Source organism: Pseudomonas sp. Marseille-Q5117 (genome assembly GCF_946901175.1).
Lineage (GTDB): Bacteria > Pseudomonadota > Gammaproteobacteria > Pseudomonadales > Pseudomonadaceae > Aquipseudomonas > Aquipseudomonas iranensis.
Genome location: NZ_CAMPPP010000034.1, coordinates 1 through 14,515, shown reverse-complemented (window position 1 = coordinate 14,515; position 14,515 = coordinate 1). Strand labels below are relative to the sequence as shown.

Genomic DNA, 14,515 nt, shown 5'->3' with positions numbered 1-14,515 from the left:
GGCGTGGGTCGTGGTGGAGATTTCGGTCCAGACCGAATTCCATTTGTGGGAGCGGGCCTGCTCGCGAATGCGGTGTGTCATTCAGATGCATCAGTGCCTGGCAGGACCCCTTCGCGAGCAAGCTCGCTCCCACATGGGCATTGGTCGTGCCGAAAATTTCGGTCCAAACCGAATTCCATTTGTGGGAGCGAGCTTGCTCGCGAATGCGGGGTGTCATTCAGATGCATCAGTGCCTGACAGGACCTCTTCGCGAGCAAGCTCGCTCCCACATCGGGCCTTGGTCGTGGCGGAGATTTCGGTCCAGACCGAATTCCATTTGTGGGAGCGAGCTTGCTTGCGAATGCGGGGTGTCATCCAGATGCATCAGTGCCTGACAGGACCCCTTCGCGAGCAGGCTCGCTCCCACATGGGTCTTGTTCGTGGTGGAGATTTCTGTCCAAACCGAATTCCATTTGTGGGAGCGAGCTTGCTCGCGAATGCGGTGTGTCATTCAGATGCATCAGTGCCTGACAAGGCCTCTTCGCGAGCAGGCTCGCTCCCACATCGGGCCTTGGTCGTGGCGGAGATTTCTGTCCAGACCGAATTCCATTTGTGGGAGCGAGCCTGCTCGCGAATACGGTGTGTCATTCAGATGCATCAGTGCCTGACAGGACCTCTTCGCGAGCAAGCTCGCTCCCACATGGGCATTGGTTGTGCGGAAAATTTCGGTCCAAACCGAATTCCATTTGTGGGAGCGAGCTTGCTCGCGAATGCGGTGTGTCATTCAGGTGCATCAGTGCCTGACAAGGCCTCTTCGCGAGCAAGCTCGCTCCCACATGGGCATTGGTCGTGCCGAAAATTTCGGTCCAGACCGAATTCCATTTGTGGGAGCGAGCTTGCTCGCGAATGCGGTGTCATTCAGATGCTCAGTGCCTGACAGGACCTCTTCGCGACAAGCTCGCTCCAATGCCTTGATCGTGCCGGAATTTCGGTCCAGACCGAATTCCATTTGTGGGACGAGCTTGCTCGCGAATGCTATGTCATTCAGGTGCATCAGTGCCTGACAGGACCTCTTCGCGAGCAAGCTCGCTCCCACATCGGGCCTTGATCGTGCCGGAGATTTCGGTCCAAACCGAATTCCATTTGGGGGAGCGAGCCTGCTCGCGAATGCGGTGTGTCATTCACCGCATCAGCGCCTGACAAGGCCTCTTCGCGAGCAAGCTCGCTCCCACATGGGGCCTTGGTCGTGGCGGAGATTTCGGTCCAGACCGAATTCCATTTGTGGGAGCGAGCTTGCTCGCGAATGCGGTGTGTCATTCAGATGCATCAGTGCCTGACAGGACCCCTTCGCGAGCAAGCTCGCTCCCACATCGGGCCTTGCTCGTGGCGGAGATTTCCGTCCAGACCGAATTCCATTTGTGGGAGCGAGCTTGCTCGCGAATGCGGAGTTTCATCCAGATGCATCAGTGCCTGACAGGGCCTCTTCGCGAGCAAGCTCGCTCCCACATGGGTCTTGTTCGTGGCGGAGATTTCGGTCCAAACCGAATGCCATTTGTGGGAGCGAGCTTGCTCGCGAATGCGGTGTGTCATTCAGATGCATCAGTGCCTGACAAGGCCTCTTCGCGAGCAGGCTCACTCCCACATGAGGCCTTGGTCGTGGCGGAGATTTCGGTCCAAACCGAATTCCATTTGTGGGAGCGAGCTTGCTCGCGATGGCGTCAGTCCATTCGACGCATCTCTGTCAGATCGCCTCCCAGCCGCCCCCCAACGCTTTGTACAAGGCAATGCTCGCCTGCAACCGCGACAGGCGCAGTTGCACGTTGAGGTCTTGCGCCGCATACAGCGTGCGCTGGGTTTGCAGGACGGTGAGCAGGTCTTCGGCGCCGGCCTGGTAGCGGCTTTGGGCGATGTCGAAGGCGGTTTGTGCCTGGTTCAGTTCTTCGCTTTGCCATTGCCGTTGTTCGTCGAGGCCACGAATGCTGCTGAGGGCTTTTTCGACGTCGGCGAAGCCGTTGATGATTGCCCCGCGATAGGTCTCCAGCAGCTCATCCTGCCGCGCCTTGGCCTTGTCGCGTTCGGCGCTGAGGCGGCCGTTGTTGAAGATCGGCGCGGTCAGCCCCGAGGACAGGTTGTAGAACGTCGTGCGCAGCAGGTCGGCGGCAAGGTCGGCGCCGCTGCCGAGGCTCGCCGTCAGGGTGATTTTCGGCAGCATCGCGGCGCGGGCGACGGTGACATCAGCCTGGGCTGCCGCAAGCTTGGCCTCGGCGCTGGCAATGTCCGGACGCCGACTGAGCAAGTCGCTCGGCACGCCGCTGGCGATGTCCGGCCAGTACAATTGGGCGAAGGATTGCTCGGGCAATGGCAACGTTTGCACCGGTTGGCCGAGCAGGGCGGCGAGGCTGATCAGTGCTTCGCGGGCCTGTTGTTGCACCAGCGGCAGGCGACGCTGTTGTTCGGCCACCAGGCTTTTCTGCTGGGCCAGTTCCAGCGCGGTGGCGCTGCCGGCGTCGAAGCGGGTCCGCACCAGATGCAGCACGTTTTGCGCATTGGCCAGATTGAGTTCGGCAATGCGCGCCTGCTCACGCAAGGCCAGGGCCTGGGTGTAACTGTTGGCGACGCCGCTGAGCAAGGTCAGCTCGACGGTGGCGCGGTCGAACTCGCTGGCCTGCACGCCGAACACGGCACTGTCGCGGGCGGCACGCTTGCCGCCCCAGAAATCGATTTCGTAACTGGCGCTGAGCTCGGCATCGTAATAGTCCAGCGAACGATTCTCCGGGCTGACATCCAATTGGCTGTAGCCCTTGCCGTGAATCAGTTTCTGCCGGTTGGCATTCAGCCCGGCCTTGAGCTCGGGCAGCAGCGGGGCGCCGGCGATGGTTGCGCTGGCCTCGGCCTGTCTGACTCGCGCCACGGCGGCGGCGAGGTCGTAGCTGCCCAGCCGCGCCTGTTCCACCAGCCGCTCCAGTTCGGGGCTGCCGAATTGCGTCCACCATTGCCGATTGCTCTGCAGCGCGCCGGGGGTGTCGGCGGACTGCCACGCGCTCGGTGGCTGCACGCCGCTGTCCAGGCGCGGCGCCGGGCTGCTGCAGGCCGCCAGCAACAGGCTGGCGGCGAGGAAGGTCAGTCGCACTTTCATAGGTCGATCATTCACTGGTAAGGGCCGTGACCGGGTCAAGCCGGGCAGCTTTGCGGGCCGGCATAAAGCCGAAGATGACGCCGGTGACCAGCGCACAGGCAAACGCACCGATCACCGCCAGCCCTTGAAAGGCGATCGCCACGCCGCTGAGCAACAACACGCCGCCGACCAGCAGCGCCAGGCCGATTCCGGCGATTCCGCCGACCACCGAGAGCATCAGCGCTTCGGTGAGAAACTGACGGAGGATGTCGCGCTGACGGGCGCCGGTGGCCATGCGAATACCGATCTCGCGGGTGCGTTCGCGTACGGTCATGAGCATGATGTTCATCACGCCGATACCGCCGACCAGCAGGGAAATCGCCGCAATTGCCCCCAGCATTAGCGACAGTGTGCCTTGCGTGCGCGCTTCGGCCTGGATCATCGCGGCATTGTTGGTCAGCTCGAAATCCTTCTTGCCGTGGTGCCGGCGCAACATCGCCTGCTCGATGGCCTGTTCGGCGTCCTTGACCTTGCGCGCGTCCTTGGCGGCAATCACCACGTATTGCGGATTGCGGCTGCCGAACAGTCGCGTGCTCGCCGCCGAATAGGGCACGGCAATGCGGTTGTCGCTATCAGAGTCGCCGGAGCTGGCGCCTTTTTCGGCGAGCACGCCGAGGATCTGGAACGGCACGTTCTCGATGAGGATGTATTGACCGATGGGGTCGGCGACATCCTTGAGCAATTTGTCGCGGACCTTGGTGCCGATCACCGCGACGGCGGCGGCGCTGTCCTCGTCGGCCTGGGTGAAGTAGCTGCCCTGGATCACCGGCCAGTTGAAAATCTGCGGAAAGTTGGTGTCATTGCCGCCGACGTAGCTGCTGTGGTCGGCGTTGCCAAAGCGCACCCCAGCGGTCGAGCCGTTGACCGGCATGATTCGTTCCACCTGGGGCAGGGTGGACAGTTCGGCGACGTCGTCGAGGGTAATGATGCCCTCCGGCGTGCGCGGGTTCGGCGCCGAGCCGCTGAGGTAAATGATGTTGGAACCGAACGCGCCCATTTGCGCCATGACCTGACGCTTGCTGCCTTCGCCGACGGCGAGCATGACCACCACCGAGGCCACGCCAATGACGATGCCCAGCAGGGTCAGCGCCGTGCGAAAGCGGTTGATCCACATCACCCGCCACGCCGCTTGTACAGCGTCGAGCAGTTCACCTTTCCAGGCGCCGGTCTGGCTGCTGCCGTTGCTCAGGCGCTGGCGCAGGTCGACCGCTTGCAACGCGCCGGGATTGGCCACAGGCGGCGCGCACGCGTGCTCGGCGCTGTCACTGATGATCAGGCCGTCACGGATTTCGATGATGCGTTTGGCCCGTTGCGCCACTTCGCGGTCGTGGGTGATGAGGATGACGACGTGGCCTTGATCGGCGAGTTCGTCGAGCAGGGTCATGACCTCGGCGCCGCTGTGGCTGTCGAGGGCGCCGGTCGGCTCGTCGGCGAGGATGATATGGCCGCCGTTCATGAGCGCACGGGCAATCGACACCCGCTGTTGCTGGCCGCCGGAAAGCTGATGCGGACGATTGCCTGTGCGAGTGCCGAGGCCGAGCCGCTCCAGCAGCGCGTGAGCTCGGGCATGCCGCTCGGCGGCCGGGGTGCCGGCATAGATCGCTGGCATCTCGACGTTTTCCTGGGCCGAGCCGGACGGGATCAGGTGATAGCCCTGAAAGACAAAACCGAAGGCTTCGCGGCGCAGCCAGGCCAGTTCATCGCTGTCCAGATGAGCGACGTTTTCCCCGGCGAAGCGGTATTCGCCGCTGGTCGGTCGATCGAGGCAGCCGAGGATGTTCATCAACGTCGATTTGCCCGAACCGGAGGCGCCTACAATCGCAACGAACTCGCCGGCGTGGATCGACAGATCGATCCCGCGCAGCACCTCCACCAGTGGGCTGTCATCGCCGCCGTAGGCTTTGCGGATCTGCCGCAGGTCGATCAGGGGCGTGTGCATTCAGCCTCCATGACCAGCGGCCGGCGCGCTGAGAACATGCTCGCCCTCGGCCAGACCTTCCAGCACCTGGGTGCGCAGGCGATCGCTGATGCCGGTGCGTACTTCGCGCGCCTGAATATCACCGTTGGCAGCGACGATCTGCGCTCGCTGCCACTGCGGACGCGAGCCCGGTTGCAGGGCGGCAGTCGGCACGGTCAGGGTGTCTTGCGCCTGTTCGGCGACGAAGAACACCTGGGCGGTCATGTCGGTCATCAGGCTGTGATCGGCGTTGTCGACGTCGAGCAGCACGGTATAAAGAACCACGCGTTCGCTGCCGCTGCGGCCGCTGGTGGGGCTGCCGCCCTGGTTCTGTTCGAGCGGACGCGGCGGCACCGGCAGAATCTGCCGCACGGTGCTGCTCCAGCGCCGAGTGCCACCGCTGAGGGTGGTGAAGTAAGCGGTCATGCCGGGTTTGACGTGGCCGATGTCGGCCTCTGAAACCTCGGCCCACACCGTCATCGGCGACAGTCGGGCGATGCGCAGGATCAGCGGGGTCTGTTGTTGCGCGTTGAGGGTCTGGCCTTCGCGCGCACCGACGGCGACCACGGTGCCGCTCATCGGCGCATAGATGCGCGTGTAACCGAGTTCCGCCTCGTCGCTGCGCAGGCTGGCCTGGGCCTGGCGGATCTGCGCCTGGAACATGTCGATGCGCGCCTGGGTTGCGCGGACCTCGGCGCGCGCGGTCTGCACGTCTTCTTCGCGGGTGGCGCCTCCGGCGGCGAGTTTCTGCTGGCGCTGGTATTTCTGCTGCGCCAGATCGTGCTGGGCACGTTGCTCCTGCAACTGCGCCTTGAGGTTTTCGATGGAAAAGCGCCCGGCATCGAGCTTGGCTTTCTGTGTCGACGGGTCGATTTCCACCAGCAACTGGCCTTCCTTGACCGTATCGCCGGCCTCGACGTGAATCTTCTGAATCTGCCCCGAAGCCTGCGCGCCGACATCCACATAGCGGCGTGGCTGCAAGGTGCCGAGCGCTGTCACGCTGTTTTCGATATCGCCGCGGCTGACCTGCACAGTGGCAACGGCGTCGCGACCGGGTGGCAAGACTTGCCAGGCAGCGACGGCGATAACGGGAATCAGACAGAGGGCGGCAAACAGCGCGCGACGGGCGGGGCGGGGACGATTCATGCGGGGTTCCGGCCAGTGGTTGCGGCCCGTCGCAAGGCACGACAGACACAGGGGCTGTCCTGTAAACGAGGCATGGGCGACGGAATTTAGCCGCAGACACATCGAGTTACCGCACGCCGGGCCACGACTATTTGTCCGGGATATGGAATCAACTCTTTAAATCTATATGAGAATTACTATAAATTACGCACTTCAAGTTGCCACTATCTTGCTACTGCGTGATTTGCAGGTCTGATCAGTGCGCTCAAGGACAGAAACGGCATCGATGCGGTCGGGAGTCATGTTGGAAAACTACTATCGTGAGCTGGTGTGTTTCCTCAACGCCAGACTGGGCAACCGTCAGGTCGCCGAGGATGTGGTGCATGACGCCTATGTACGCGTGCTGGAGCGCTCCAGCGAGGTGCCGATCGAACAACCACGGGCCTTCCTTTATCGCACCGCGCTGAACCTGGTTATCGATGATCACCGCCGCAACGCGCTGCGCCAAGTCGAATCGCTGGACGTGCTCGATAACGAAGAGCGCTATTTCACCCCGTCCCCCCACGGCACCCTCGATCACGGCCAGCGTCTGGAAATGCTCCAGCGCGCACTGGCCGAATTGCCGCCGCTGTGCCGCGACAGTTTTCTGCTGCGCAAGATCGAAGGAATGTCCCATCCGGAAATCGCCCAGACCCTCGGCATCTCCCGGGCGCTGGTGGAAAAACACATCGTCAACGCCATGAAGCATTGCCGCTTGCGCATCCAGCAATGGGATGGCCAGTGATCCGCACCGGTTAAATTTCCTTTCATCGTCCTCGTTCCTACTCAACAGACGACCTGCTGACCTGATTCAGGCCGGTCAGGCCACCCAGGCTTTTTTCCCCGCGTTGAGGGGTTCATCCAGAGGACACTGGAAATGACACAGGCAATTGCATCGCCCATCGTTCACGACCTGATCGGCGTCGGTTTCGGCCCTTCGAACCTGGCACTGGCCATCGCTCTGCAGGAGCGCGGCGTGACCCAGGGCGAACTGGATGTGCTGTTCCTCGACAAGCAGGCCACTTACAGCTGGCACGGCAACACCTTGTCGACGCAGAGCGAGTTGCAGATTTCCTTCCTCAAGGACCTGGTGACCCTGCGCAATCCGACCAGCCCTTACTCGTTCGTCAACTACCTCAAGCACCACGGGCGTCTGGTCGATTTCATCAACCTCGGCACCTTTTATCCATGCCGCATGGAGTACAACGACTACCTGCGCTGGGTGGCCGGTCAGTTCACCGCGCAGAGCCGTTATGGCGAAGAAGTGCAGTTCATCGAACCGGTGTTGCACAACCAGCAGGTCGAAGCCTTGCGGGTGATTTCCCGGGGCAGCGACGGCCAGCAGTTCGTGCGCACCACGCGTTCGGTGGTGGTCAGCGCTGGCGGCACGCCGCGTATTCCAAAAGCGTTCAAGGCACTGAAGGGCGATCATCGGGTGTTTCACCATTCGCAATACCTGTCGCAAATGGCCAGGCAGCCGTGCGTGAACAATCAACCGATGAGCATCGCCATTATCGGCGGCGGGCAGAGCGCGGCGGAAGCCTTTATCGACCTGAATGATTCATTCCCGTCGGTGCAGGTCGACATGATCCTGCGTGGCTCGGCGTTGAAGCCTGCGGACGACAGCCCGTTCGTCAACGAAGTGTTCTCGCCGGAGTTCACCGATCTGGTGTTCCAGCAGAACAGCGTCGAGCGCGAGCGTCTGGTCAACGAGTACCACAACACCAACTATTCGGTGGTCGACATCGACCTGATCGAACGCATCTACGGCATCTTCTACCGGCAGAAGGTTTCCGGGATTGCCCGCCATGCGTTCCGCACCCTGACCACCGTCGAGAGCGCCACTGCCACGGCAAACGGCATCGAACTGGCCGTGCGCAACAACGCCACCGGCGAAGTCACGGTGCGAATCTATGACGCCGTGGTACTGGCCACCGGTTACGAGCGGCAGATGCACCGCAAGTTGCTCGCGCCGCTGGAGGAATACCTCGGCGAATTCGAAGTCGATCGCAACTACAAACTGATCACCGACGAGCGCTGCAAGGCCGGCATATATATGCAGGGCTTCTGCCAGGCCAGCCATGGCCTGAGCGATACGCTGCTGTCGGTGCTGCCGATTCGCGCCGACGAAATCGCCGGCTCGCTGTATGAGCATGGCAAACAGCGCGGGCACAGTCGCTCGGTGGCGGAGCTGTTGCTGGCGACTGCCAGCTGAATCTGCATTGCCTGACATATCGCCTTCGCGAGCAGGCTCGCTCCCACAATGGTTCTGTGAACGCAGGCCAGAATGTGGGAGCGAGCCTGCTCGCGAAGGGGCCATGGAAAGCCCCACAGATCCTGAATCTGAACCCTTCCTGAACACCCCCCACATTCCCCGAAAACACCCCTTCCAGCCGTTTCGCTGCGGGCGTAAGCTGCGCGCGTTTTCATCAATTGCGGAGACCCACAGTGGGTACTTGTTCGAGTGACAGTTGTCGGCCGGTCTCGATCACCGGCAGATTCTCGGCAAGATAACGCGCAGCCTTTCCCTGCCGTTGTCTCGCCGTAACAGCGAGCAGCGGCATCCCGTGCACGACCCGTTCTGGGTCGTGTCTCGACGTCCTTCTCATCGACGCTGAACCAGGCGTGATGGCGACCTCAGTCGTCATCGCTGCCTATCGACACGCCTGTCATTCCCGACGGGCGCGCCACGCCTTGCCGCGCCGGTTTTCCCGGTGCCAGGGCGCGGTGGTACCTGCTCGACGGTTTCCCGGCTGACCACAGGGGACACAGCCATGAAACTCACGCTCAAGGAATTTTTCGCAGGCTTTCTGCGCAGCCGCCACATCGCCCGGCACTTCCGTCGTCTGGCGCTGCTGGATTCGATCAATGACACCACGGTCAGCCGTGAAGTACCGCCGACGCTGGCCAGTACGCTAGTCGCTGCCGCCCATGAAGACAGCGCTGCGTTACTGTCATCGCTGGGCACGCACGGCGAGGGGCTCACCGAGGTCGAGGCCGATGCACTGCGCGCGCAACACGGCCTCAACGAAGTCGAACACGAGCAGCCGCTGCCGTGGAGGACCCATCTTTGGCACTGCTACAAAAACCCCTTCAACCTGCTGTTGACTCTGCTCGCGGTGATCTCCTGGCTGACCGAAGACCTCAAGGCGGCCGTGGTGATTTTTTCCATGGTGGTGCTGTCGACGCTGCTGCGCTTCTGGCAGGAGAGCAAATCCAACCAGGCAGCCGATGCGCTCAAAGCCATGGTCAGCAACACCGCCACGGTGCTGCGCCGGGATGCGTCACGGCAGGAACTGCCGATCAAGCAACTGGTGCCCGGCGATCTCATCGTGCTCTCGGCCGGCGACATGATTCCCGCCGATTGCCGCGTGCTCAGCGCCAAGGACCTGTTCGTCAGCCAGGCAGCGATGACCGGTGAATCGATGCCGGTGGAGAAATTCACCCGGCAGACCGATCGCGACACGCGTAACCCGCTGGAGCTGGACAATATTCTGTTCATGGGCACCAACGTCGTCTCCGGCAGCGCGATTGCACTGATTCTCACCACCGGCAACAGCACCTACTTCGGTGCGCTGGCGCAACGCGTCGGCGCGACGGACCGGGCGGTGACCTCGTTTCAGCAGGGCGTCAACAAGGTCAGCTGGCTGCTGATCCGCTTCATGTTCGTCATGGCCCCGCTGGTGCTGTTCATCAACGGTTTCACCAAGGGCGACTGGAGTGAAGCGCTACTGTTCGCGCTGTCGATTGCCGTGGGCCTGACCCCGGAAATGCTGCCGATGATCGTCACCTCGACCCTGGCCAAAGGCGCCGTGTTTCTGTCGCGCAAAAAGGTCATCGTCAAACGCCTGGACGCCATCCAGAACTTCGGCGCCATGGATGTGCTGTGCACCGACAAGACCGGCACCCTGACTCAGGACAAGATCTTTCTCGCGCGTAATGTCGACGTCTGGGGTGAGGATTCTGACGCTGTGCTGGAACTGGCCTACCTCAACAGCTACTACCAGACCGGCCTGAAAAACCTGCTGGATGTCGCCGTGCTCGAACACGTGGAAGTCCATCGCGAACTGAAAGTCGGCAGCGTGTTTCGCAAGGTCGATGAGATCCCGTTCGACTTCAATCGCCGGCGCATGTCGGTGGTGGTGGAGGGCCGCGGTCAGCCCCATCAACTGATCTGCAAAGGCGCGGTGGAAGAAGTGCTGGCGGTGTGCAGTCGGGTGCGTCACGGCGAGGTCGATGAAGTCTTGAGCGATGAATTGCTGGTGCGGATTCGCCAAGTCACCGGCGCCTTCAACGCCGAAGGTCTGCGCGTGGTGGCGGTCGCGGCTCGCTCAATGCCAGCAGGCCGCGAGATTTACAGCCTGGCCGATGAACAGGAACTGACGCTGATCGGTTACGTGGCGTTCCTCGATCCACCGAAGGAAAGCACCGCGCCAGCGCTCAAGGCCTTGGCCGAGCATGGCGTAGCGGTCAAGGTGCTGACCGGTGACAACGAACTGGTGACGGCGAAAATCTGCCGTGAGGTCGGCCTCGCGCAACAGGGTTTGCTGCTGGGCAATGACATTGAGCGCATGAGCGATGCTGAGCTGGCCATGGCGGTCGAGACGACCAACGTCTTCGCCAGACTCACGCCGTCGCACAAAGAGCGTATCGTCGGCATTCTCAAGGGCAACGGCCATGTGGTCGGGTTCATGGGCGACGGTATCAACGACGCGCCGGCGCTGCGCAGCGCCGACATCGGCATTTCCGTGGACAGCGCGGTGGACATCGCCAAGGAAGCGGCGGACATCATCCTGTTGGAAAAAAGCCTCATGGTGCTGGAGGAGGGCGTGCTCGAAGGGCGGCGCACCTTCGCCAACATGCTCAAGTACATCAAGATGACTGCCAGTTCCAACTTCGGCAATGTGTTCTCGGTGCTGGTTGCCAGCGCGTTCATCCCGTTCCTGCCGATGCTGCCGATGCACCTGCTGGTGCAGAACCTGCTCTACGATATTTCGCAGATCGCCATTCCGTTCGATAACGTCGACGACGAGATGCTGAAACAGCCGCAGCGCTGGCAGCCGGCTGACGTCGGGCGCTTCATGCTGTTTTTCGGCCCGATCAGTTCGATCTTCGATATCACGACGTTCGCCTTGATGTGGTACGTGTTCGACGCCAACACCCCGGATCACCAGACGCTGTTCCAGTCCGGCTGGTTCGTGGTCGGGTTGCTGACCCAGACGCTGATCGTGCACATGATCCGCACGCCGAAGATTCCGTTTCTGCAAAGCCGCGCCGCCATGCCGCTGATGGTCATGACCGGGGTCATCATGGCGGTCGGCATTTTCCTGCCGATGGGGCCGCTGGCGCATTACTTCAAATTGCAGGCGCTGCCGTCGCTGTATTTCGTGTTTCTGCCGGTGATTCTGCTGGCGTACATGGCGCTGACCCAAGCCGTTAAAGGCTTCTACATCCGCCGGTTCGGCTGGCAATAACCGCCATGGAATGCTTTCCCCTGTGGGAGCGAGCCTGCTCGCGAAGGCGTCGTGTCAGTCAGTACATCTCTGACTGGTATAGGCACTTCACGAGCAGGCTCGCTCCCGCAGGGGATATTGGTGCGTCAGGGCCGCCGGATGAATGACCTGTTTTTTAGGAAAAGTCCTACAGAGCTATCGCCGACGCTTGCGTAGTCTTGCCCTCCCCAAACCTCACCGGGAGAATGACCATGAGCAACAAAGCGTTGCGCATCCTGATCGCCGACCCGCAACATTTTCATCGCATGAAAATCGAGCGCCTGTTCAATGCGCTCGGCTACTACCGCGTCGCCCCGGTGCAGACTCTCGGCGAATTGTTGACCTTGGTCGACTACGGCTGCGAGCCGTTCGATGTACTGGTGATCAATGCCGAACTGGCGGCGGGCTCACTGAATCTGCTGGGCTTTCTGCTCGATAACCCACAGGTTCGCCATGCTCTGATCTACAACGAACAATCAGCACCGTTGCAAGCGTTTGCAGGGTTTGCTCAGGAAAACGCGCAGATCAGCCCGACGCCATTGCCCAATTCACAGCTCATCGGGCAGGTGATGGCGAGAGTCGAAGCTTGCGACGAACGCCAGGCAGCGCCTGACGCCCACGCATCGTTGCGCCATGCCAATGCATAAAAAAACAATCTGCACAACTGTCAGACCTGACAGGTGATTCTCTTGCTCATCCATGTAACAGTGCCGGCGCAGCTACCGACTCCGGGACAGACTGTTGCGGTGTCTTCGATTTTGCAGGAGTACCAATGAAGTCAGCGCTGATCGTCGATGATCACCCAGTCGTGCGCGCGGCCATTCGAATCGTCCTGCAGGCTCAAGGCTTCACGCAGATTCATGAAGCGTCCAATGGCAATGAAGTCGTGCCGTTGATCTGCGCGCATGATCCGAAACTGGTTGTGCTCGATCTGGGGCTGGGATCGATGGACGGGCTGGAAGTGCTGACGCGAATCCAGATCAAGGCGCCGACGGCGCGCTGCCGGGTTCTGGTATTCAGCATGCATGAGCCCACGCATTACCAGGAGCGCTGTCTGCGCGCCGGCGCACGGGGCTACGTGACCAAGAGCAATCAACTGACTCTGCTGCACGAAGCCATCAAGGCATTGATGTCCGGCCACACTTATTTCTCCGCATTGCCCAATACCAGCGGTCTGTACAACGCCGTGCAACGCACGGAAAAGGAGCTGATCGCGCAGCTGTCCGATCGAGAGTTATGCATTTTCGTGAATCTGGCGCTGGGCAAACCGAACAAGGCCATCGCTCTGGAAATGCACCTGAGTCACAAAACCGTCAGCACCTACAAGACCCGCATGATGGCGAAACTTGGCCTGGGTTCGCTGGTGCTTCTGCGTGAGTTCGCCAAGCGCAATCACTTGATCTGAGTACCCCGACATGACGCAGGGACTGCGGGTTTTATTGCTGTGGCTGGGGCTTGTTGCCTCGGTTGGGGCGAATGACCAGCCGCAGACGCTGGAGGTGCTGGCGCGCCTCGAACCGGGAAGTATCCAGGTGCGCCTCGATGATCGGGAGCGCCAGTGGCTGCGTGAGCATCCAGTCTTGCGCATGGGCATCTCCGGCCCGGACTACCCGCCTTTCGAAATCACCCGCCATCAGCATGAGCTGGAGGGACTGACGGCGGATTACGCCGACCTGTTGGCACAACTGCTTGGCATCAGGATCGAAGTGCGGCGTTTCGTCGATCGTCCCGCACTGATGGCGGCACTCAAGCGCGCTGACGTCGAACTCCTGGGCACCTCGAACAGTTTCGAAGCGGCGGATCCGGCCTTTGTTCTGTCGCGGCCGTACGCTGAAGATCAGCCAATGCTGGTGACGCGTCATGACGAGAAACTGCCTGCTGACCTTGCAGGCAGACGCATCGCCATGGTCGAGGATTACCTGCCACTGGCCCATGTTCAGGCGTTCTACCCCGGCGCCCACGTGCAGCTTTATGCTTCGGCCATGGATGCACTCGGCGCGGTCGCCTTCGGTGCCGACGATGTGTACCTGGGCGACTTCATCAGCGCCAACTACCTGATCAACACCAATTATCGCAACGACCTGCAATTGGCCGGGCCGTCGGGGCTTGATGCCAATCCGTTCGCCTTTGCGTTGTTGCGCAGCGATGTGGTGCTCAAACGCATCGTCGACAAGGCCTTGCTGGCCGTGCCCATGGAGCGTCGCCATCTGATCGAACAGCGCTGGAGCGTCGGCCTCGCCGAGATGGCCGAACAGTCGCGGGTACAGCTCAGCGCCGCCGAGCAGCAGTGGCTGGATCAGCACCCGGTGGTGCGGGTCGGCGCTGTCGAAGACTTCGCGCCGTTGGCGTTTTTCGATGCCGACGGACGCTTCAACGGGCTGGCAGCGCAGTTGCTGAGCCTGATTGCACAGCGCAGCGGGCTGAATTTCGAGATCGTGCGTGGCACCTCGCTGAACGACCAGTTCGAACAACTTCAGGCCGGCGCACTCGATGTTCTGCCGGTGGTGACGCCGAGCACCGAGCGGGAAGCGCAGCTGCAATTCACCCGCGCCTATCTGAACAATCCGTTCGTGCTGGTCAGCGCAGCGAACGGACCGCATCCATTGCCGCTCGACGAACTGGCGGGCAAACGCCTGGCGATCTATCGAGGGCACCCGTTGCGCGATTATTTGCTGCAACGGGTCCCCGGTCTGCGTCTGGTCGAGGTCAAAAGCCCCGCCGAAGGCATGGCGCTGATTGCCCGAGGAC

Annotated in this window: 9 protein-coding genes; 6 read left to right on the top strand and 3 right to left on the bottom strand. The window is 61.5% G+C overall.

Annotated elements, in window-relative coordinates:
* Window positions 1-1,720: 1,720 nt before the first annotated feature.
* From OC605_RS27940 to OC605_RS27930, 3 genes are read right to left on the bottom strand one after another with little or no spacing between them, the layout of a single operon-like run.
* Window positions 1,721-3,115: an efflux transporter outer membrane subunit gene (locus OC605_RS27940; protein WP_262140503.1), complete on the bottom strand. Its 1,395-nt coding sequence runs from the start codon at window positions 3,113-3,115 to the stop codon at window positions 1,721-1,723.
* A gap of 7 nt (window positions 3,116-3,122) precedes the next feature.
* Complete coding sequence (locus OC605_RS27935) at window positions 3,123-5,093, bottom strand: MacB family efflux pump subunit (RefSeq protein WP_262140502.1); 1,971 nt, start codon at window positions 5,091-5,093, stop codon at window positions 3,123-3,125.
* Window positions 5,094-6,257 (bottom strand): efflux RND transporter periplasmic adaptor subunit, encoded by a 1,164-nt coding sequence (locus tag OC605_RS27930; protein ID WP_252885686.1) that lies wholly within the window; start codon window positions 6,255-6,257, stop codon window positions 5,094-5,096.
* 280 nt (window positions 6,258-6,537) lie between these two features.
* Between OC605_RS27930 and OC605_RS27925 the strand changes: the two genes are divergently transcribed.
* The 6 genes from OC605_RS27925 to OC605_RS27900 form a co-directional block, all read left to right on the top strand.
* On the top strand, window positions 6,538-7,020 hold the full coding sequence (locus tag OC605_RS27925; RefSeq protein ID WP_016773904.1) for a sigma-70 family RNA polymerase sigma factor: 483 nt from the start codon (window positions 6,538-6,540) through the stop codon (window positions 7,018-7,020).
* A gap of 132 nt (window positions 7,021-7,152) precedes the next feature.
* Window positions 7,153-8,490 (top strand): lysine N(6)-hydroxylase/L-ornithine N(5)-oxygenase family protein, encoded by a 1,338-nt coding sequence (locus OC605_RS27920; RefSeq protein WP_262140501.1) that lies wholly within the window; start codon window positions 7,153-7,155, stop codon window positions 8,488-8,490.
* A gap of 559 nt (window positions 8,491-9,049) precedes the next feature.
* Entirely contained in the window at window positions 9,050-11,749 is a 2,700-nt protein-coding gene (mgtA, locus tag OC605_RS27915; RefSeq protein ID WP_262140500.1) for a magnesium-translocating P-type ATPase, read from the top strand.
* A 230-nt stretch (window positions 11,750-11,979) separates the two neighbouring features.
* Window positions 11,980-12,414 carry a chemotaxis protein CheY gene (locus tag OC605_RS27910; protein WP_262140499.1) on the top strand — a complete coding sequence of 145 codons (435 nt, stop codon included), beginning with the start codon at window positions 11,980-11,982 and terminating at the stop codon, window positions 12,412-12,414.
* A 125-nt stretch (window positions 12,415-12,539) separates the two neighbouring features.
* Window positions 12,540-13,172: a response regulator transcription factor gene (locus OC605_RS27905; protein ID WP_186565664.1), complete on the top strand. Its 633-nt coding sequence runs from the start codon at window positions 12,540-12,542 to the stop codon at window positions 13,170-13,172.
* A gap of 10 nt (window positions 13,173-13,182) precedes the next feature.
* Window positions 13,183-14,515 (top strand): transporter substrate-binding domain-containing protein (locus tag OC605_RS27900; RefSeq protein ID WP_262140498.1); only part of this gene is annotated, 1,333 nt, incomplete at its 3' end.